Annotated in this window: 21 protein-coding genes, 1 pseudogene and 2 riboswitches; of the genes and pseudogenes, 2 read left to right on the forward strand and 20 right to left on the reverse strand. The window is 38.4% G+C overall.

Annotated features, from left to right (window positions below):
* Positions 1 to 60 precede the first annotated feature (60 nt).
* From EJN90_RS03190 to EJN90_RS03220, 9 genes are all read right to left on the reverse strand, one after another.
* Complete coding sequence (locus EJN90_RS03190) at positions 61 to 999, reverse strand: GH25 family lysozyme (RefSeq protein WP_126108837.1); 939 nt, start codon at positions 997 to 999, stop codon at positions 61 to 63.
* A 2-nt stretch (positions 1000 to 1001) separates the two neighbouring features.
* The gene (locus EJN90_RS03195; RefSeq protein WP_456077583.1) at positions 1002 to 1316 is read right to left on the reverse strand and encodes a phage holin family protein; all 315 of its coding nucleotides are present in this window, start codon (positions 1314 to 1316) and stop codon (positions 1002 to 1004) included.
* A 21-nt stretch (positions 1317 to 1337) separates the two neighbouring features.
* Complete coding sequence (istB, locus tag EJN90_RS03200) at positions 1338 to 1895, reverse strand: IS21-like element helper ATPase IstB (RefSeq protein WP_227872605.1); 558 nt, start codon at positions 1893 to 1895, stop codon at positions 1338 to 1340.
* 170 nt (positions 1896 to 2065) lie between these two features.
* Positions 2066 to 2827 carry a hypothetical protein gene (locus tag EJN90_RS14005; RefSeq protein ID WP_227872564.1) on the reverse strand — a complete coding sequence of 254 codons (762 nt, stop codon included), beginning with the start codon at positions 2825 to 2827 and terminating at the stop codon, positions 2066 to 2068.
* Positions 2778 to 3467: a hypothetical protein gene (locus EJN90_RS14010; protein ID WP_227872565.1), complete on the reverse strand. Its 690-nt coding sequence runs from the start codon at positions 3465 to 3467 to the stop codon at positions 2778 to 2780. Before EJN90_RS14010 ends, EJN90_RS14005 begins: the two co-directional genes overlap by 50 nt.
* A 102-nt stretch (positions 3468 to 3569) precedes the next feature.
* A complete protein-coding gene (locus EJN90_RS03210; RefSeq protein WP_227872566.1) occupies positions 3570 to 3785 on the reverse strand; it encodes a phage holin family protein in 216 nt (71 codons plus the stop codon).
* Between the two features lie 76 nt (positions 3786 to 3861).
* Positions 3862 to 4134: a hypothetical protein gene (locus EJN90_RS13945; protein WP_174919250.1), complete on the reverse strand. Its 273-nt coding sequence runs from the start codon at positions 4132 to 4134 to the stop codon at positions 3862 to 3864.
* Between the two features lie 107 nt (positions 4135 to 4241).
* Positions 4242 to 4448 carry a hypothetical protein gene (locus EJN90_RS13950; RefSeq protein ID WP_174919252.1) on the reverse strand — a complete coding sequence of 69 codons (207 nt, stop codon included), beginning with the start codon at positions 4446 to 4448 and terminating at the stop codon, positions 4242 to 4244.
* Positions 4449 to 4570: 122 nt separating this feature from the next.
* A complete protein-coding gene (locus tag EJN90_RS03220) occupies positions 4571 to 4861 on the reverse strand; it encodes a hypothetical protein (RefSeq protein ID WP_126108839.1) in 291 nt (96 codons plus the stop codon).
* Between the two features lie 357 nt (positions 4862 to 5218).
* Between EJN90_RS03220 and EJN90_RS03225 the strand changes: the two are divergent.
* Positions 5219 to 6357, forward strand: a pseudogene (locus EJN90_RS03225) (IS3 family transposase).
* A gap of 1138 nt (positions 6358 to 7495) precedes the next feature.
* Here the strand turns inward: EJN90_RS03225 and pdxS are convergent.
* Entirely contained in the window at positions 7496 to 8353 is an 858-nt protein-coding gene (gene pdxS, locus EJN90_RS03235) for a pyridoxal 5'-phosphate synthase lyase subunit PdxS (protein WP_126108841.1), read from the reverse strand.
* Between the two features lie 134 nt (positions 8354 to 8487).
* Here pdxS and pdxR point away from each other — a divergent pair, with 134 nt between their 5' ends.
* Complete coding sequence (gene pdxR, locus EJN90_RS03240; RefSeq protein ID WP_126108842.1) at positions 8488 to 9876, forward strand: MocR-like pyridoxine biosynthesis transcription factor PdxR; 1389 nt, start codon at positions 8488 to 8490, stop codon at positions 9874 to 9876.
* Positions 9877 to 10735: 859 nt separating this feature from the next.
* Here pdxR and EJN90_RS03245 read toward each other — a convergent pair.
* The 10 genes from EJN90_RS03245 to EJN90_RS03290 form a co-directional block, all read right to left on the reverse strand.
* Positions 10736 to 11128 carry a DUF2178 domain-containing protein gene (locus EJN90_RS03245; protein WP_126108843.1) on the reverse strand — a complete coding sequence of 131 codons (393 nt, stop codon included), beginning with the start codon at positions 11126 to 11128 and terminating at the stop codon, positions 10736 to 10738.
* Positions 11118 to 11327, reverse strand: a complete 210-nt coding sequence (locus tag EJN90_RS03250; protein WP_126108844.1) for a helix-turn-helix transcriptional regulator — start codon at positions 11325 to 11327, stop codon at positions 11118 to 11120. The genes EJN90_RS03245 and EJN90_RS03250 overlap by 11 nt, the downstream gene beginning before the upstream one ends.
* Positions 11328 to 12186: 859 nt before the next feature.
* On the reverse strand, positions 12187 to 13587 hold the full coding sequence (gene rlmD / locus EJN90_RS03255) for a 23S rRNA (uracil(1939)-C(5))-methyltransferase RlmD (protein WP_126108845.1): 1401 nt from the start codon (positions 13585 to 13587) through the stop codon (positions 12187 to 12189).
* A 212-nt stretch (positions 13588 to 13799) separates the two neighbouring features.
* On the reverse strand, positions 13800 to 13985 hold the full coding sequence (locus EJN90_RS03260) for a hypothetical protein (RefSeq protein WP_126108846.1): 186 nt from the start codon (positions 13983 to 13985) through the stop codon (positions 13800 to 13802).
* Positions 13986 to 14021: 36 nt separating this feature from the next.
* On the reverse strand, positions 14022 to 14483 hold the full coding sequence (gene ribH, locus EJN90_RS03265; RefSeq protein ID WP_126108847.1) for a 6,7-dimethyl-8-ribityllumazine synthase: 462 nt from the start codon (positions 14481 to 14483) through the stop codon (positions 14022 to 14024).
* 53 nt (positions 14484 to 14536) lie between these two features.
* The gene (locus EJN90_RS03270; RefSeq protein ID WP_126108848.1) at positions 14537 to 15730 is read right to left on the reverse strand and encodes a bifunctional 3,4-dihydroxy-2-butanone-4-phosphate synthase/GTP cyclohydrolase II; all 1194 of its coding nucleotides are present in this window, start codon (positions 15728 to 15730) and stop codon (positions 14537 to 14539) included.
* A gap of 18 nt (positions 15731 to 15748) precedes the next feature.
* Positions 15749 to 16402 (reverse strand): riboflavin synthase, encoded by a 654-nt coding sequence (locus EJN90_RS03275; protein WP_126108849.1) that lies wholly within the window; start codon positions 16400 to 16402, stop codon positions 15749 to 15751.
* 27 nt (positions 16403 to 16429) lie between these two features.
* Entirely contained in the window at positions 16430 to 17503 is a 1074-nt protein-coding gene (gene ribD, locus EJN90_RS03280; RefSeq protein ID WP_174919291.1) for a bifunctional diaminohydroxyphosphoribosylaminopyrimidine deaminase/5-amino-6-(5-phosphoribosylamino)uracil reductase RibD, read from the reverse strand.
* 140 nt (positions 17504 to 17643) lie between these two features.
* Positions 17644 to 17757: riboswitch (FMN riboswitch) on the reverse strand.
* A 153-nt stretch (positions 17758 to 17910) separates the two neighbouring features.
* Positions 17911 to 18025: riboswitch (FMN riboswitch) on the reverse strand.
* 605 nt (positions 18026 to 18630) lie between these two features.
* Positions 18631 to 19044, reverse strand: coding sequence for a type II toxin-antitoxin system death-on-curing family toxin (locus EJN90_RS03285; RefSeq protein WP_265415843.1), 414 nt, complete (start codon positions 19042 to 19044; stop codon positions 18631 to 18633).
* Positions 19041 to 19292 carry an AbrB/MazE/SpoVT family DNA-binding domain-containing protein gene (locus tag EJN90_RS03290; protein WP_164543990.1) on the reverse strand — a complete coding sequence of 84 codons (252 nt, stop codon included), beginning with the start codon at positions 19290 to 19292 and terminating at the stop codon, positions 19041 to 19043. Before EJN90_RS03290 ends, EJN90_RS03285 begins: the two co-directional genes overlap by 4 nt.
* Positions 19293 to 19895: the final 603 nt, after the last annotated feature.

The raw sequence follows: 19895 nt of genomic DNA on the forward strand, positions 1-19895 counted from the left end.
AGTTTATTTCTAGTCACTTTCAATATATGCAAAGTGTACAATAAGCATTTTTGATACTTCTTATTTCAAGAGTTCATTGACCCTTTTTTGTACTGAAATATAGTCATAACCGGCTTTTGTAAGTTTGTTTTTTCGATCTTGTCCGTTACCCCAATCGCCACGAATGACTTCCTTTGCGATGGCATCAATAGACTTTTTACTAGATAGCATTTCATTGACCTTTGATTGCACCGCCGCATAATCATAGCCTGCATCTGTTAAGCGTTTCTTTCGTTCTTCACCATTACCCCATAACCCTTGAATGACTTCCTTGGCCAGCAGCTCGACCGATTTCTTTTGTGTAGGAGCAGGTGCATTTTCTTCTTTACCAAGATAATTAAGCCCTGCACTTTGGATAATCGCTTTGTAATCTTTATAGGCATAGTTCATATCCAAATTGCCTGAATAACCATTCAGTTTACCTTTGCTTGTGTACTGCCAGAGACCATGACGAAGTGTCGGTTCTTTACTGGACCACTGAGCGACCCAGAAATCATAAGGTGCTATACGATCCAGTTCTGTTAAATCTTGAAACCAAGAACTAGACGCATAGATGCCGGCGTAATAGCCAGCACTTTCTACGGTTTCACAAAAGCCTACTAAAGCATCGGAAATGGCTTTCTTGCCACTTGGTCGCTGGTGATAATTATCCTCTGTATCAATAAATACGGGATAAGAGATGGTCTTGCCTTTGATAATTTCTAGGCATTTATTCGCTTCTGCTATGCCCTTGGTTTTGGTATTGGCACAGCTGTACCAGTAAACACCGATAGGAATACCTCTCTCGTGAAAGGCTTTGTAGTGTTGTTCAAAGGCATCATCCTTGTGCAAACTTACTCCTGTACCGTGGCCCGTATATCCTGCTCGAAGGATGACAAAATCAACTTCTTTTGCAAGTTGGTCATAGTTAATCTGACTTGGTTTTTGCCACGTACTAATATCAATTCCTGTAGTTTTCATGATTATTCCTCCTCGTTCTTTTTATGGAGCTGCTTTAATACATCTTTTAGTTTCTCTGGGATCGGTAGTCCAAGGTGAGCTGAATTTTCTAACAGCGAAATTCCCTCATTTGATAGATAGAAGAAAACAATCGCTGTTCTTAGTACGCTCCCATCACCAATCACATAAACGTCTAAAATATTGGCTACACCCACTAAAACAAAAATCAGCACTTTACGGCTGATTCCGATAAATCCCACTTCACTTGATAGGGTCTTATCAGCGATGGTGTGTTTTGCAATAGTTTTGTACACAAGATTGCAAAGAAAAGTACACAATGTTGCCACCCGATATTTCCGTTATTTTGATGTATTTGATAGCGCGTTTTTCAGCCGGTAGCTCTCGCCAGTAAAACTTAAAATATGCGCATGATGAATCAAGCGATCCACCAGTGCAGCCGTTAACCGAGGGTCAACGAAAACACGGTTCCATTGGCTGAATTCAAGGTTCGATGTAATGATGATACTTTTCGTTTCATACCAATCACTGATGAGCTGAAAGAGCAGCTCAGAGCCTTCCTTCGTGAACGGGACATAGCCCATCTCGTCGAGTATGACACATTTTACTTTATCAAACCGTCTCTTAAACTGCTCGAGGGTGTGATTCCGCCAGTGTTTTTCCAGTTCTATCACAAGGTCAGACACACGTAGGAACCTCGTTTCATAACCCAATTCACACGCCTTGCGTCCAAGACCAATCGCTAAATGAGTTTTTCCCGTTCCCGGAGAACCGACTAAAACGACATTCTCAGCCCTCTGAATAAAAGCACAGGATTCTAACTCGATACGCGTTTCTGCCGTCGGCAGCTTGATGTGCGGGTGCCATTCGTACCCCCCAAGGACTTTCGCGAAGGGAATTTAGCACTTTTCTGAAACCGTTCTATTTTCGCTGCTTCCCGGCAACTTATTTCATGTCGGAGTAAGTTGATTAAGAAGGTTTCTTTTGAATCATGCTCAATCTCTCCCACCCGTCTTGCCACATGCGACAGGTTCAGTGACTTACATAATTCTTCCAACTCATTCCCCAACTAGTTTTCCCCCTTTGTCAGTTTATCGTAGGCAGACCATCTGACTTCATAAGGATCCACGCCTTCTGAGCGTTCCCCAACCAGTTCAAAAAAACGCTCATTAATGGTTGTCATATCGTTGTGTGGCAACAACTCTAGAAGCTCTGAAACCCGGTCGTAGCGCACACGCAAGTCCTCTGTGTTTAAGTAGTGCTGGATTCTACCGGGCAAGTATTTCCAGTATCGTGAATAAGGAACGGTATTTAGTTTCCGGCGCCAATCCCTCAGGATCATTTCCCAGGGGATTTTGCGAGATTTCCCCATGTAGGGACGATTCCCCTCGTCAATAATCTCACCATTTCCAGAAACGATTTGATACTTATCCCATGTCAGACGTGCCGTGAGCAGAGAGTGGTTCCTTGCCCGCGGAATATGGATTCTGGTCTTATCCAACACGATTTCGTTGTACTTGTTCGAAGTCACCACTAACTCTCTCCTCACCGGATAATCATGATTAGGAAGCGCCCAAAGGGCAGCCCCTTCTTCTACCCACAACTCTTCAATCAGTGACGGTTTTTCATGGTGCTGGCGGTTCCGATCTTTCAGAAGTTGTGTATAAAGATCCTTGTTTAAAGATTCATAATCCGCCATGCGAGGAGCGGTTGGAAAGAAGTTATACCGTACGTAGCCGACTTTGTTTTCCACACTTCCTTTTTCATTCCCACTTCTCGGATTACAGACTTGTGTGGAAGCCGTAATGGTTGGCAAACTGCTGAAAGCCATCGGTCAATTGCGCTTGTTCGAACTTCGATTTGGTCTCCTTGACCGCCGTTGACATGTTATCAATGCGGATGTTTTTAGGGACGCCATCCGCTTGACTGAAGAGCTGTTTCATACCCTCAAGCAGGCATTCTTGATTTTCGGAGGGAAGGGCGACGGCAAATCCCGCATTACTATACGGAAACGACATTACCAACACCTTGACGTCTTTAAATTCTCCTTTGTGTTCCACTTCCATGGTACCAAAGTCTAGCTGCGCATCGGCAGGAGGGTGTTCCAACCGTTCACTCCCATCATCCACGCCGCCTTCTACATGGGTCACATGCCATTCTTGAACGAACATACAAACCGTGCGATAAGACCCAGTAAAACCAATTGCCTTTAATTCCTTAAGGAATTGCACTGTCGTCCGACGTTTTTTCTTCGTCAGCCTAGCATCCTCTGCCAGCCATGAACTAACAATGTCACCCCATTTGTCATCGTACATCATTCCTTTTTTTAAATGAATAACATCAAGCGGTAATTGGTCATCGTCCGCATATTTTTTAGCCGTTCGCCAATTGATTTTTAAATCTTTTCGGATCTTGTCTACCGAATATCCGTGATTATTTTTTAAGTTTTTGATAGTATTAATGTCAGTCATTGTCAGCATCCTCTCAACCTCCATGTTTAGCTTCGACACTAAAACATTAAAGGTTTATCGGGTGGCTGGCAATGATTTTTTACATTGCAAAACTCTGCACTTTTACACTGCAAAGTTGTGTACTTTTATTCTGCCACAAACACCATTCTCACTAGATAGTTCCTTATCAACAATTGCACACATAATTCCAGTGATATAATCACCAACAATCAATATGATCAACGCATACAAAAAGCCATCTAACCCTCCTAAAAACCAACCAATAAATCCGCCTAGCGCTGTAACGATAATCTGTATCCAGTTCCATATGTCCTTCATAGAAAATTTCCCCCTTCAGTTTTAAAAACATCTATATAAAAAGGGTGTCCACATTTTGTAGACACCCTTGAATTATTCATATTTGTTTGGGTAATGCTTCCCACACTCGCATATCTTCCTGCCCTAATGACCAAATGGCAATCCCTCGTAATTTCCATCGGTAAGCCGCTTCATTTGCCCAATAAACCAGACTATCGACATCTTGATAATAAAGAATCGAAAAACCATCGGCATCTCCTAGAAATAATCGTGATATCCAAAGATTAATATCCTTTGGTTTTATTTTGACGGTATAATCATTTCCTGCAATTAATGGTAATTCTTGTGAGTTTAAGAAATCATAATCCATTGATATATCATCATTTCTTGTGCTTATCTCTTCCACATCATTATTTATTTTAAAGACTTGGAACTCATTATCACTGGTAACTCCTGTTCTTGGTATTCTTCCAAATTCTACTGTGTTTCCATTGGAAAAGTTATATCTACACTTTCATATGGTTCGTATGTCCAAGCATCTCCTAAACGAAGTAAGTCAGTTATCATACGTTTATCTGAACGAATCCCTGCATAGCCTCCTCTGAAATCATTTATATCCACTTTAAATCTGAATATGTTTGCTGCCCCGGAATACACCATGACAGAATTATTACCGATTCGCATTTCAGTCGTCTACAGATTAGGAGCAGTTCGTAAATTAGCGTTTGATGTTCGTTCAATTTGAACATTATAACTACCCAGAAATGGATTACTTTTATACAACTCTAGATGTTGAGAAGTATAATTTAAACAACAAAACAAATCTCCACAAAAACTTCTGCTCTCCCACTTCCGTTTTGTGGGAATCCAATTTTTGCTCGAATGAGTATATCTTTAAAACCTAAATATCTCCATGTCAATTCACCTTTTCCATCAAGTTGTGGATAAGTACGTGGATTGTTAAAATCATCTTTTTTCCATACTTCCCATTCACCTCTTAGGGTTGTCCAATAATTGCTAGGTAGCGGATTTTCATCCCTGGAGTCTTCGTACCAAATAAGAGCTGAGTCAGGTTTTCTTCTCAACACTTCGATCAATAATTTAAATGCCCGGTCAGGTTCTACCGTTTGACCATTTACCCTTCTATATTTTCGCGGAGCAAGTAAAAATTCTGCTTCACCCGCGCTAGATGATTGCCTGAAGTCTGAGATAACTCTACACCATAAAACTGTACACTGGGTATTCTTGCTTTAACTTTGATGGTATGTGTACCTGCTGTTAAGGATATATTCTTCTTTAACTTTCATCAACAAGTTGTTCTCCAATAATGCCACCATAGCCTACTTTCCTTAAAGGTTGTTTCATCATTAACAATTTGGATAGGTTACACTAAGTTGGACAAATAAAATAAGGGCTAGGAAACTTAGACTATAACTATAAGGGAGCGTGCTACTATGACACGTCAACGTCGAACATTTACACCCGAATTTAAACTACAATTAGTGAAGCTTTATGAAAATGGTAAATCTCGTGCAGACATTGCGAGAGAATACGATATTACACCCTCTGCATTAGATCTCTGGGTTAAAAATCATCAAGAAACAGGTTCTTTCGCAGCCAAAGATAATCGGTCTGAAGAAGAAAGTTAACTCGCTCGATTACGCAAAGAAAACCGACGATTATTAATGGAGAACGATATTTTAAAGCAAGCAGCGCTGATCATGGGACGAAAATAGATGTGATTCGAAATAATGCTCATAAATATTCAGTATCAGCGATGTGTAATGTCCTCAATATTCCGAAAAGCACCTATTATTATCATGCCTATTTATCTGGTAAAGATGTCAAAAAGTCCAAAGATATAGAGATTTCAAAGGAAATTACCCGTATTTTTAAAGAAATCCGTCATAATTATGGCTCTCGTAAAATCAAAAAAGAATTAGAGAAATGACCTGAACCGAAACATGTTTCACGTCGTCCAATTGGGCGTCTAATGAATGAATGAATGAATGAGGCTTGGTATCAAACTATACCGTGGCGCAATTTTAGCTACATAAATCAAGTTGTAACGAAGCTCCAGTAAAAAATGAACTAAAGCGTCACTTCAAGCATGATGAACAATTAGCAGTGATTGTTAGCGGTTTAACATATGTCCGTGTCGGAAAAAAATTGGCACTATGTATGCCTGTTTGTCGACCGGTTTAATCGTAAAATTATTAGGCATAGTGCAGGTGCGAACAAAACGGCAGAGCTTGTGTATCAAAAGATTGCGAGCATCCAAGTTAATTTAAATGATGTCAAAATGTTTCATACCGACCGAGGAAAAGAGTTTGATAATAAGCTAATTTCAGAGGCACTTGAAACGTTTGGTATCCAGCGATTGCTAAGCATGAAGGGATGCCCTTATGATAACGCTGTGGCTGAAGCAATGTTCAAGGTATTTAAAACAGAATTCGTTAATCAAGCTCACTTCTCTTCACTTGAACAGCTCGCTCTTGAACTTAATGATGACGTTCATTGGTTCAACAACATTCGAATTCACGGAACACTAGGCTATTTAACGCCTGTGGAATTCAAGCAACTCACCTTATAATTTTTGTCCAGTTTAGTGTTGACATTCCAATAGTTGTATTCATTAAATTAAACTAGAATGGTTCCTCCAGTTTATAAAAAGCTGCTCAATCTAGTCCGAGAATCCGGATGAACAGCAATCAGATTCACCGAGTAAGATGACTCTATGGAAACGACAAAATCAAAAAGACTTGATTTATTCTTAGAAAATCAATGGTAAAGATGCCGATGCTACTCAGACCAACGCTAGTCATCTTTGCCGGTGATCAATAATTAAAAAGGGTTCCTAAGATTTTTAAATACTCAGGAACCCTATTATTATACTTTTTTTTACGGATGAACGCGACATCAAAGCCACACACTCAGCAGACGACTTCTACCAATTAGACTGCGCCTATCGGCTTGTCTTCTTGGAAGTCCGTGCATGGGCGGAACTTGTAACGTGATTAAGCTATTAATTGATTAAAGTGTCGCAGCACTGTGGTTTTAATAGCCTTTTTTATCGATTTAATAAAATAACTTTCTGAAAAGCTCACTCTACTGATTTCTTTTAACAGTTCATTAATTTAAACTTTATTCCTTACTATCTCAGCATTAAATAAATTCTCTCATCAAGTTATTAAATATGCTAAGTAAATTAAATAAATTTCTATTAGCATAATTTCATATTTAATAATTGTTTTTTTCATTCTCCATAGTGATTCTACGACTATGAGGCCAAAGTATGACGCGCTGAAATAAAAATCAAGATAATGATGAGACCAAGCAAGAAGATTTATATTGTGATTATAATAAAGATTATTAATGAACTTTTTTGCTTTTATCGAGAGTTTATATTTAGATACAGCTATACCATACTCTCTATTACAAATATCATTCAAAGTGGTGTTAAGTAACTCCTCGATAACTCCCCACGGAAGAGGAGCTCCCAGACGGCTTAGGATAAAATAAGAAAAGCGGACAAGTCCGCCTTGGCCTATGAAAAAATAGGAAATTTGACCCTGAATGAGCAGCGAAGCGCGCAATGGGGCAAATTTATCTTTTTTTCACTAGGTCAGGACTTGGGAGCTAGACATTGATGGCTGAACTTATAATCCCCTAGTCTATAAAAAAGTCAGGAGACCAAGCCCACTGACTTTTGAAACCCTTGTTTTTAATGGTTAACGCTTAGACATGATGACTTTAATTTCGTCTTCGTTAATACCTACCATCGCTTCGCCTAAATCAGTTGAGATTTCGACTAATTTGGCAGCATCTTTGTAATTGGTTACTGCTTCAACTATGGCTTTGGCACGTTTTTCTGGATTACCTGATTTGAAAATGCCTGAACCAACGAAAACTCCTTCAGCACCTAATTGCATCATTAAAGCCGCATCAGCAGGTGTTGCCACCCCGCCAGCTGAAAAGTTCAGCACAGGTAATTTACCAGTATCATGGACTCGCTTTAATAAATCATAAGAGACGCCTAATTCCTTAGCTTGGTTAAAGAGCTCATCATCCTGTAATGAAGCCACATAGCGGATTTGTTCATGGATTTTTCTTAAGTGACTAACCGCTTGACTGACATCCCCCGTTCCTGCTTCACCTTTAGTACGAATCATTTTAGCCCCTTCTTGAATACGGCGTAAAGCTTCACCTAAATCTCTAGCTCCACAAACGAAAGGTGTTTCAAATGGTTGTTTATCAATATGATAAACATGATCAGCTACTGATAAAACTTCTGACTCATCAATATAGTCAACTTGTAAACTTTCTAAGATTTGAGCTTCGACAAAGTGACCAATTCTTACTTTCGCCATGACTGGTATAGAAACTGCTGCTTGAATTTCTTTTATCATTTGAGGGTCACTCATCCGACTAATACCACCAGCAGATCGAATGTCTGCCGGAACTCTTTCTAAAGCCATGACCGCTACGGCACCAGCTGCTTCTGCAATTTTAGCTTGTTCCACATTTACCACGTCCATGATTACGCCACCAGCTAATTGTTTATGTACTTCTTCAATTGATAGTTTCATTTTGATTACTCCTTTACAAATATTGTCTCCACTTTAACAGTCTTTTGGATATTTCTTAAGATGCAAAAACAGATATTTTTATGGGTCCAAATAGTTTTTTATTGTATAATGGATAATACGAGAGGAGGAAAAGCATGATTACGGTGAACTTTAACGAAGACCAACACCTCTACTTACAAATAGTCGATGAAGTCATCCGGCAAATTGCCCAAGGACATTTAAAAAGTGGAGACCAACTCCCCTCACGGAGGGCCTTGGCAGATCATTTAAAAGTCAGTCTTAATACGGTCATTAACGCTTATGACCAACTGACTGATGAAGGCTATATAGTGCCGAGGGAAAGATCTGGTTATTATGTGGATTTACTAGAGATTGATATGTTGCCCTCTGAGGAAATGGAGACAAAGCCGCTAAAACATGAGCATTCTCAAATAAGTGAAGCCAGCCAATATACTTATGATTTCCACTTTGCCAACCGTGATATATCTACTTTAAATCCCAAACAATTATTACAGTATGCACCCGAAGCGCTAGCCAGAAGCGTGGTTAATTGTAATTTTAAAGATGACTTGGGTGCTCTCTCTTTACGCTTGGCTATCGCTAATTATTTACGTAAATACCGGGGAGTGATGACTTCAGCTGACAATATCATCATTACAGGTGGTCATACGGCTAGCTTACAGACTCTATTTGCCTTATTAGAAGATGCAATTTATGCCTTAGAAGATCCTGGCTATTATAAAAATTTAGATCTCTTTACAGACTATCAGCAAAAGACTATTCGAATTCCGATTGATAAATATGGTTTCTCAGTTAAAGATTTGGAGACTACCTCAGCTAACATCGTGATAACTACTCCCAGCCATCAGTTTCCCACTGGCATTATCATGGGGATGCGTCGACGTCAGCGTTTATTAAAATGGGCCTATCAGGCAGAAAACCGTTATATTATTGAAAATGACTACTATAATGAGTTCCGCCTTAAGGGCCGTCCTGTTCCTGCTTTGACTAGTCTGGACGACCAAGAGCGAGTCATTTTATTAGGGGCCTTTCGTCAAAGTATGGGGTCAATTTTTAAGATGTCTTATTTAGTTTTACCCGATCAATTAATGAATAAATTCCATCAAGCTAAATTAAAAACCAGTGATATTTCCAGCTTTGAGCAATATTTAATGACTGATTTTCTCAATTCTGCCCATTTTCCTAAATATATTAATAGCCTGCGGACTAATTACCGTCGTAAGGAAAAAGCGGTTCTTGCAGCGCTTAACCAAACCCAACTACCCCTAACCATTAAGGAAGCAGGGGCTGGACTTTTCTTAATTATTAACTTTGAGGGTGAGATTCCACCGACTGACGTGATTCAAGCTAGGCTAGCTGAAAATAAGATCCGCTTACAACCGGTCAACCACTACGCTAAATTAAAGAACCGGTTCGACCAAAGTTATATTTTAGGTTATGGTGGGCTAGAGCTTGATGAAATTGATCAAGCTATTCAAGCTTTAGTCACTATTTTTAAATAAAGCAAAAGACTCAGTAAGTCAGCGAAAAGCTTATATACTGAGTCTATTAATTAGATTAAAAGAAATTCAACTAGATAAACGACGATTACCGATACCGTCATAACTGCTAAAGTCACATAAGGAACTTAAAACAAACATACGCCTACATGTTCAAAACTATCAATGTAGGCTTTGAATTCAAGCTTATATAAAAGCTCTATAAGTAATGGTAAGTGTACCTGTACTCACGTGCTGACTACTTTCTTCATAGGTTTGATAATTTTCCTATCCAACCTAACACCCTTACTCTTATTGACTAGTTCCCACAGACATACCCCTGCTTGCATAATAAAAAGGAGTCACTTAATCTTTAAACTAAGTTTACTCCTTTTAATATTAGTGGGAGTTCTTATGTGGTCCATCAAGAACATTATAACATCAAGATTTTAGTCTCTAACCTTTTGCATCAGTTACACTTCGTTACGCAGCTGAGGCTGTATATCGCTAAGCTCTAACAGCCTCAAGCAATACTACACACTGAGCAGACGACTTCTACCAATCAGACTGCGCCTATCGGCTTGTCTTCTTGGGAAGTCCGTGCATGGGCGGAACTTCTACTTCTTCTGTCGCTAATGCTTTTTCACAAGTAGTGTTACCGCCTCAACATGTGTCGGGTATAAGAGTTGGATTAATTTTGGTATGCGGGAGAGGGAGTATGGCTGATTACTATGGATGATTTGGTGCTATTCATCTTATTCGTAATACTCGATTGCTTTTCTAATCAAGCCTGTTTTCTCTCGAATTTCATTTATAAAGCACACTCTAATACATACTTTATTAAAGGATAGCCCGGTCCCTAACAGACAGGTCAGGACCTATCTTAATATTCTTTCTCATAATATCTATTGATAAAAAACATAATTAACGGAGAGCATCCAACTGAAACAGCTAAAAGAGCAGCTGGTAAATATGCTTTTACTGAAATGCAAACAACTGCAATCATTCCCATTAAAAGCATTAGTATAGATGCCATCGTTGCATTTACCTTATCTCTTATTTTTTCATTTCTTTCATCATTTACACTGATTTTGTAATTATGATCTTTCTCCATCATTTTATGATGCACAATTTTTACATGAGAAAGAGATACACAAATAGCAAAAACAAAAGTCAATGCAATCTCAACGGCTTCATTTAGCTTAAGAGCAAACACTAGAATTAAACTACAAATTCCTATTATATATCCTAAATACCATATTTTATTATTTTTCATTTTTATCCTCCTCGTAAATAAAGACTTCTTCAATTGATAAATCAAAGAATCTAGCAATTTTAAATGCCAATATAATTGATGGATTATATCTTCCATTTTCTAAAGAACCAACCGTCTGCCTTGATACTTCAAGAGCATTAGCAAGTTCTTCTTGTGTTATTCCTTTTTCTTTTCTAATTTCCTCAAGTCTATTTTTCACATTACATTCCCTCCTTTTATGTAAAGCTAGCTTTACATAAATATAATTCTTTTCGAAACAAATGTCAAGCTCGCTTTCCACCAAAAGAAGCAGACACATTTTCCTGAGATTGACAGTTACTTTTTTATTTTAGTGCTATAAACGCTATCAAATCAGTATTTATCTCTTGAATTATTCTTTTAAATAGTATATCTACACGTATATATACTTGTGAATTTTACGAATTAAACTAAAATGTAATCAAAGGATTCTTTTTCTTAAATCTCTTTTAAATCAACGATCGTTGTATATATACAACTTTAAAAAATCGAAACTCCCTAGAAGATTATTATAATAGTCTTTCAAGTGAGTTTTTCGCATTTCAGCTATCAAACTCAGGAAGCAGACATATTTTATTCTGTCTACACATTTTTCAATTTCTATCTAAAATCTTTAAGTGGTTCCTTTAAATTTTCCAATATCTTATTTTTTCTCTTGATAAGTGCTGGATGAAAAGTTTTTGCTAGCGTTCTATTCATACGATACAGGGAGCCTTTTTCTACGTAAAATCACATATTTGAGATAGGTGCAAGTGGTGCATTTTTTCTGTTATCCATCCCCTAGTGTTAACTCTTGCCTGTGGGATACGTTTCCACTTAATCTCTTTTTATAAAAAACAAGGCTTATCCCCTACTACCATTACCTTGTAACGATAGCTTTAGGATAAGCCTTTATTTTCAACACTTTATTTAATTACTGAGTGAATTTCTTGACATCAACACCACACACTCAGCAGACGACTTCTACCAGTCAGACTGCGCCTATCGGCTTGTCTTCTTGGGAAGTCCGTGTATGGGTGAAACATCTACTTCTTCTGTCGCTAACGCTCTTTCACAAGTAGTGTTACCGCCTCAACATGTGTGGTATGCGGAAATTGATCGACTGGCTGCACAGTTACCAACTCATAACCAAAAGCTTTTAGCCATACCAGATCTTCAGCCAAACTTTTTGGACTGCATGAAATATAGATTATTTTATCAGTACCAAAACGGCCGATGCTCCGCATTACTTTACCGCCAGCACCATTTCTAGGTGGATTCAAGACTAATAAATCGGGGCTGCCCCAAGTTTCTTTCAATTCTTTCAAGCCGATGCGGGCATCGTTTGTCATAAAGTAAGTATTATCCAAGCCATTTTCTGTTGCATTGCGTCTCGCTGACAGAATCGAGTTCTCAACAATTTCAATTCCGGCTAATTCCCTGCTGCGTTTGGCAAAAGGTAAACTGAAGGTTCCTACGCCACAGAATAAATCCAGCACCCTCATATTACTATGGACATCTGCCATTTCTAAAGCTAATTCGACTAACTTCTCCGCTTGAACAGGGTTTGCTTGAAAGAAGGTGTCTGGCCAGATTCGATATTTAAAACCATTTAATTCATCATTGATATAGTCGCGGCCATGTAGAACATGTATCCTATCTGCTTGAACCCGTTCTCCTGCAGCTGCATACTCCGCCCATTGCAAGCTGACTAAGTTATCAAATTGCGATGTCAGGCGCTCTACCAAGTCATTCGTTGCTTCTTGAAGCTCACTAGGCGCCTTTGTTGCATATAAAACAACCATCAACTCACCCGTCGCAAAAGAAGTACGCATCAATAAATTACGCAACAAACCACTCTGAGACGTTTTGTTATAGCCTGGCAATTGATAGTCCTTCTGCCACTGACTAATAACATGTTTCACGTCCACCAAAACTTTAGGCGCTAAAATCGAATCTTCTAAGTCAATGACCTGACGATGGTTCCCCTGCTGGTGCATACCGAGCTCACCGTTTGTTCCAAAAGTCAGTTCCATTTTATTGCGATAACGGTTTGGGTCATCCATTCCGATAATTGGTTGAACGAAGCTAGAATCAAAACCAGCTCCTTCTAAGTACTCTTTTACCGTATCCATTTTATAGACCAATTGATTATCATAATACATGTATTGAAGCGGTGTGCCTCCTGAAACAGCTTTGTGGGTTGGTATTTTCAAATTGCGTGTGGACCCCGCTTTTAATAATTCATCATAATCCACAACTACCTTGTTACGTCCTTTTGCATTTTCGACCGCTACTCTTACCACATCGCCAGGTACAACGTTTTTCACATTGATATTTAAATGCTTCCCATTCGACCCTTTATCTGGCGGATGAATGTAACGCGTGTAGCCGTACCCTTTTGAATTAATTTTCTCAATTGTTACATCTAGTATTTCTGTTGGATAAACCGTCTTTTCCATTTCTTCACCTCAAAATTTTGCTTTGCCGGTAGTACTGGAGACTCTTAGCAAATGATCAGTCAAATTTGTTCGATACTATTCATTATACTAAAGATGAGTAAAAGAACTATAGATGTAGAAAAATTATGCCGTTTTTAATAGTAAAACGGTTCGGTACTAGGCTCTTTCTAGCTTTCGATAAAAAGTGCAAGCTTCAGATGTAATTTCCCATCTCAAGCTTGCACTTTTATAAAAAAATAATATTCAGCTATACAACCTTCTTGATAAGCAACGTTAGTTGTTTCTGATATTCGACTCCCACTCATTTCACTGGTTTTTGCAGCAAGCTCGTAGTGTTCGATAGGCATTCCCATTGTACTAACATTGTTCGAGAACATTTGCTTCACAGGGTAAGCCATGACAAGTCCTTGAAGCATTTTAAATCAAGATTCTACTTACATCCCTTTCAGCAAATTGACCATTTCAATCGCTGAGACTGCTGAATCATATCCTTTATTTCCAGCTTTCGTACCGGCACGCTCTATGGCTTGTTCGATATTATCTGTCGTCAAGACCCCGAATATTATTGGCACTCCTGTGTTCATTGAAGCCGTCGCTACTCCTTTTGAAACTTCTGCACATACATAATCATAATGCGATGTCGATCCTTTAATTACTGCTCCTAAAGTGATAATGGCATGATACTTTCCTGAAGCAGCCATTTTTTGTGCAACTAAAGGAATTTCATAAGCTCCCGGCACCCATGCGACCGTAATTTCTTCCTCTAACATGCCATGTCTTTTTAAACCGTCCACAGCTCCGCTTAATAATTTTGATCCTATAAATTCATTAAACCGTGCAATAACAATACCAACTTTTATATCTTTTGCAATTAATTGTCCTTCAAGTATGTTCATTTTAATACCACCATTTATGTTATTTTTTTAATACTGAATACTTACCTTTTTTCTTAATAATTCAGATAATGATGCATTTTTTCTTGCTTGGTCTTTAGATAGCTTTCATCTTCTGTAAAAGCCTCCATTTGAAGCGGAATTCTTTCTACAATATCTAAACCATATTTATTCATGCTTTCTACTTTCAAAGGATTGTTGGTCATCAGTCGTAGTTGCGAAACACCTAAATCATCAAAAATTTGTTTGCATTCATAATATTCTCGCAAATCAGCTGGAAAGCCAAGCGCCAAGTTAGCTTCAATTGTATCGTGTCCTTGATCTTGTAATGCATAAGCTCTTATTTTATTTACCAAACCAATTCCACGTCCTTCTTGACGCATGTAAATCAAAATCCCTCTTCCTTCATCAGCAATGCTTTTCATTGCTGCATCCAACTGTTGTCCACAGTCACATTTTTTAGAACCAAATACATCTCCTGTCAAACATTCTGAATGAATACGACAAAGTACCGGTTCACCCTCACTGACTTCCCCCATAACCAAGGCGATATGGTGCTCACCACTTACCTCATGTTCATAAGCATAGATTTCAAAATCACCATATTTAGTAGGTAACAGTGCTTGGGATTGGCAGAAAATAACCTGTTCTTTGATTTTACGATACTCAATTAAATCAGCAATTGTACCGATTTTTAACTCATGAAGATTAGCTAAAGCCATTAAATCATCTCTTCTTGCCATCGATCCATCTTCATTCATGATTTCACAACACAGGCCAACAGGTTCCAAACCTGCTAAACGCATTAAATCAACCGTTGCCTCTGTATGTCCATTTCGTACCAGTACACCTCCATCAACCGCTTCTAGCGGGAACATATGGCCGGGCCTTCTAAAATCTTCCGGCTTTGCATCCTTGGACACCAGCTTCATAGCCGTCAGGGACCGTTCTCCAGCTGAAATACCTGTTGTAGTATCCACATGATCCACTGAAACAGTAAATGCAGTCCCCTGATTATCTGTACTATTTAGGCTCATTTGAGGCAATGCTAATCTTTTTGTATAGCTTTTAGGCATTGGCATACAAATTAGACCTTTGGCATAACTAGCCATGAAGTTTATATTTTCTTTAGTAGCAAATTCAGCAGCACAGATGATATCTCCTTCATTTTCTCTATCTTCATCATCCACTAATATGATGTTTTTCCCTTCTCTTAAATCATCAAGCAATTCTTCAATCGTATTAAACATGTCCCTCTCCATTCCGTTCTAAAAGAACCCATTCTCTCTTAATAACTCCGCTGTTACTTGTCCCTCTTGAACATCCTCTTTGGAATCCAATCCTAGTAACTTCTCAACATACTTTCCAATCATATCGCATTCAAGGTTTACGGTATCACCCATTTTCTTTTGTAATAGGATTGTCTCTTCCCCTGTATGAGGAATAATAGAGACTTTGAAAAACTGATCATTCACCGTGACTACTGTCAAACTAACACCATCAATGGCTATGGAACCCTTCTCGATAATGTAACGCAATAATTCCGGAGCTGTTTCAATCGTAATCCAAACGGCATTATCGTCACGCTTCAAGTTTCTAATCTTCCCTGTTCCATCGATATGCCCGCTAACTATATGACCGCCAAGTCGCGTTGCCAAACTTAATGCTCGTTCCAGGTTCACGTAACTTCCAGGTACTAATTCCCCTATGTTAGTCCTGTTCAAGGACTCGGACATGACATCTGCCTCAAAAAAATCATTTCCTACTTTCGTCACCGTCAAACAAATACCATTTGTGGAGATACTATCTCCGATACGAGTACCTTGTAATACTTTTTGTCCCTTTATTTTGAGTACCGAAGATTTTCTACCTCGTTTAATTGATTGAATGGTTCCCACTTCTTCAACAATTCCAGTAAACATCGTATTCCTCCATTCAATTTTTTCTCTTTATTTAGCAATATACCCTTCCACAAATAAATCTTCCCCGACCATCACAGCTGTCATCCGTTCAATTTGGAATACATTTTTTAATGAGTGAATCCCCGCCCCTTCTACAGCAGTCTTAGCCTCTTTCCCTCCGATTATTTTTGGTGCAATGTAAAATTGTATTTTGTCCACAATCCCTTCTTCCAAGGCTGAAAAATTCAGAGTTGCCCCACCTTCTAACAAGATACTATCGATGCCCCTAGCGCCTAATATATTCATTAATTCTCGTAAATGAACTCTTCCGTGTTTTTCTTTGGTTACAATCACTTCAATACCCATTTGTTTTAACATGTCTATTTTTTCTTTACGAGCTCTTCTTGTGGTCGCCACTATTGTCTTTGCTTCATCTTGTTGAGTTAGTACCTTTGAAGTGCTTGGAATCCTTAGCTGACTATCGACAACAATTCTAATAGGATTACGACTGTTCGTTATCCTGGAGGTTAGTCGAGGATTATCTTTGATAACCGTTTCTACTCCTACCATAATTCCCGATAGTTCGTGGCGCAAGGAGTGCACTTGTCTCCTGGATGTTTCGCCAGAAATCCATTGAGATTCATCAGTCACTGTAGCTGTCTTTCCATCTAGAGACATCGCGTTTTTCATAACCACAAATGGTTCTTTGGTAACAATGAATTTCATGAAAATCTCATTCAATTTTTGGCACTCTTCTTCTAACACACCTGTAACCACTTCAACTCCATTGCTACGAAGTTTTTCGATTCCCTTTCTTGCAACTAGCGGATTGGGATCGAGTGTCCCCACGACTACTCGTTTGATTTTCTTGTCTACTAGTAAGTTAGAACAAGGAGGTGTTTTCCCAAAATGAAAACAAGGTTCTAACGTCACATACAACGTTGCTCCAGCCACATCCTCTTTTGCAGATTCAATAGCATTTACTTCCGCGTGAGCCTGCCCATATTTTTGGTGGTATCCCTGCCCGATAACTTTTCCATTTTTCACTATTACAGCACCCACTAAGGGATTGGGAGATGTCCAACCTTTTCCTTTTTTTGCTAAGTTCAGTGCCATCCTCATATATTGATCATCCAACCATCTCACTCCTTCCAAAATAAAAAAGCCCTCAAGATTTTGTCTCAGGGCTTTTGTCATTCTGTTTGTAAAGACACCACAAATAAATCCATATACTTTCGTATGTGGTTGTTGTTCTTTTAAACTGACGTCTTCTCTCATCCAGACTGTACTGTCGGCTTCGGAATCTAACCGAATCTGCCTCGCGGCTCGTGGGCTTTACCACCGGTAGGGACTTGCACCCTGCCCTGAAGACTATTTAATTTTTATGTTACTATACAAAAAAAGCTCCAGAATTTTATATCCAGGGCTTCGGCTTATAGTTAAATAAGACTATTTAATAATTGCTTCACAAACCCATAATCGCTACATGTTAAAAAAAGGTTGTGGGTATCTTAACTTCTCTGCAACTATCCTGCCTTCGCTTTATCCAGACTATACTGTCGGCTTCGGAATCTAACCGAATCTGCCTTACGGCTCGTGGGCTTTACCACCGGTAGGGACTTGCACCCTGCCCTGAAGACTATTTTTTGTAATGTAAGGATATATCGAAATACAATAGATGTCAATATCTTTTCCTTTAATTTTCTAAACTGTTTGCAAAAACCATAAATACTTAGCCCATCTGACCTTCATTAGATAAGCATAACTTATATAAAATTTATGCTTTTTATTGTTTTTGATAATCTAATATGAATAAGCATCTTTGATACAGAATTTTTAATTAGATACGAAAAAACATACCTTTTTAGAGAAATGAAACCCGTCAGTAGAATAATAATTCTCAATTTTTCGTGGCTGTGATCAGTTTATTGCGTTGTACTTTTCTTTATTGAATATTACTAGCGCTTAGCGCTGGCTGAATCCTTAATGATTTCGTATTCGCTCTCATAGATGTAGCATAGGACAGCAAAATCAAATCAGTATTTTTTTTGATCCAAATAAGAAAAGCGGACAAGTCCGCCTTGGCCTATGAAAAAATAGGAAATTTGACCCTGAATGAGCAGCGAAGCGCGCAATGGGGCAAATTTATCTTTTTTTCACTAGGTCAGGACTTGGGAGCTAGACATTGATGGCTGAACTTATAATCCCCTAGTCTACAAAAAAACGCCCTCTAATTGGAAAGCGTTTCGTTATTTTTGCTGTTTTTTAGTGTTCTCTTTAATCGTTTGAACGACATAGTCTTTTAGACTATCAAAGTCCGAGTTATTCCAAGTAGCAACTTTCACTGCCAGTTCAACAGTGTCGTCGTGGTTCATGATCCATTCCAAGCCATTTATTTTTAAGACATAGTTCATAGCCATAGTAGCTGTCCTTTTATTGCCGTTGTGAAAGCAATGTTTCTTGATAAGGTTAATATAGAGGATGGATGCTTTATCTTCCACAGTCGGATACAAGTCCTCGTCAAAGACTGATTGATGGACAGAGCGCACACACATGTTTAGAGCTGAAGCATCTTTCACACCTATCGTTTCAGCTGGAGAATCTTTCTTTATCAGATATGCATTCATGAATATGAGTTCTACTTCATTAGGCGTTTTGATCATCGCTCTACCAATGCCTTGAATACGGGTTCTTGTTCGTTGTAAATCTCCTCTACAAGTTTCATAAATTCCGCTGATACAATTTCTTCGCGTTTTTTGATGACTAAGTCACCGTTTTTCGTCGAAAATTCAATCGTGTCACCCTCATTAATGTCAGCAAACTCCAACACATCTTTTGGTAGTGTCACGGTTAAACTGCTGCCAACTTTTCGTACTTTTCGTTCAATCTTTTTATTCAATGCCTTTTCCACTTTCACCCTCTCCTTTATATACATATTATATGTTATATTTTTAAGAAAATCAAAAAGCTAGATTCCCAGAATCTCCCATTCGTGCACACTCAACCACTCTTTAAGTCTTTAAGGACAATTAGTATAGCAGTAACTTCAAGAGTTTATAAATAACGAATTGACAGCATCATCTATTCCAAAAGAAATGATATTGAAGAAGTGGAAATAGATATATTATTTGGAAGAGTTTTTTCTTCAAGAAAAAATGACCTCACAAAAAAGACAACTTCCAATTTCTTGAAAAGTGTCTTGAACTGTATAGTTGAATGGTACTCGATTTCTGAGAAATCTCCGTCCCATACTGTATCCGTAAGCGAATGAATTCGTAATGGATTCAGCAATTAACGTTTTATGAATTGCTATGTGGACAAAAATTTATGTAAAAGGATTGAATATGATATTACTTGAATCAATTTGAATCAGCAAAATAAGTTTCGCACCTCTTGTTCCTATTATAAATTGTTTCAATTTTATCTTTACAAGGCTATGCCATTTTACACACATTTGGTTATTCTAGATTACTCAAGGATGAAATGATGCCTCTCATATGGTCTGACATTGACT

It is taken from the genome of Jeotgalibaca ciconiae (assembly GCF_003955755.1).
GTDB classification, from domain to species: Bacteria; Bacillota; Bacilli; order Lactobacillales; family Aerococcaceae; genus Jeotgalibaca; species Jeotgalibaca ciconiae.

Excerpts from the sequence above, each read along its gene's own strand:
- EJN90_RS03190 (WP_126108837.1), bottom strand. The coding sequence starts at position 999 with ATGAAAACTACAGGAATTGATATTAGTACGTGGCAAAAACCAAGTCAG.
- EJN90_RS14005 (WP_227872564.1), bottom strand. The coding sequence starts at position 2,827 with ATGGCTTTCAGCAGTTTGCCAACCATTACGGCTTCCACACAAGTCTGT.
- EJN90_RS14010 (WP_227872565.1), bottom strand. The coding sequence starts at position 3,467 with ATGACTGACATTAATACTATCAAAAACTTAAAAAATAATCACGGATAT.
- EJN90_RS03210 (WP_227872566.1), bottom strand. The coding sequence starts at position 3,785 with ATGAAGGACATATGGAACTGGATACAGATTATCGTTACAGCGCTAGGC.
- EJN90_RS13945 (WP_174919250.1), bottom strand. The coding sequence starts at position 4,134 with ATGGATTATGATTTCTTAAACTCACAAGAATTACCATTAATTGCAGGA.
- EJN90_RS13950 (WP_174919252.1), bottom strand. The coding sequence starts at position 4,448 with ATGCGAATCGGTAATAATTCTGTCATGGTGTATTCCGGGGCAGCAAAC.
- pdxS (WP_126108841.1), bottom strand. The coding sequence starts at position 8,353 with ATGAAACTATCAATTGAAGAAGTACATAAACAATTAGCTGGTGGCGTA.
- pdxR (WP_126108842.1), top strand. The coding sequence starts at position 8,488 with ATGATTACGGTGAACTTTAACGAAGACCAACACCTCTACTTACAAATA.
- EJN90_RS03245 (WP_126108843.1), bottom strand. The coding sequence starts at position 11,128 with ATGAAAAATAATAAAATATGGTATTTAGGATATATAATAGGAATTTGT.
- rlmD (WP_126108845.1), bottom strand. The coding sequence starts at position 13,587 with ATGGAAAAGACGGTTTATCCAACAGAAATACTAGATGTAACAATTGAG.
- EJN90_RS03260 (WP_126108846.1), bottom strand. The coding sequence starts at position 13,985 with ATGGCTTACCCTGTGAAGCAAATGTTCTCGAACAATGTTAGTACAATG.
- ribH (WP_126108847.1), bottom strand. The coding sequence starts at position 14,483 with ATGAACATACTTGAAGGACAATTAATTGCAAAAGATATAAAAGTTGGT.
- EJN90_RS03270 (WP_126108848.1), bottom strand. The coding sequence starts at position 15,730 with ATGTTTAATACGATTGAAGAATTGCTTGATGATTTAAGAGAAGGGAAA.
- EJN90_RS03275 (WP_126108849.1), bottom strand. The coding sequence starts at position 16,402 with ATGTTTACTGGAATTGTTGAAGAAGTGGGAACCATTCAATCAATTAAA.
- ribD (WP_174919291.1), bottom strand. The coding sequence starts at position 17,503 with ATGAGGATGGCACTGAACTTAGCAAAAAAAGGAAAAGGTTGGACATCT.
- EJN90_RS03285 (WP_265415843.1), bottom strand. The coding sequence starts at position 19,044 with ATGATCAAAACGCCTAATGAAGTAGAACTCATATTCATGAATGCATAT.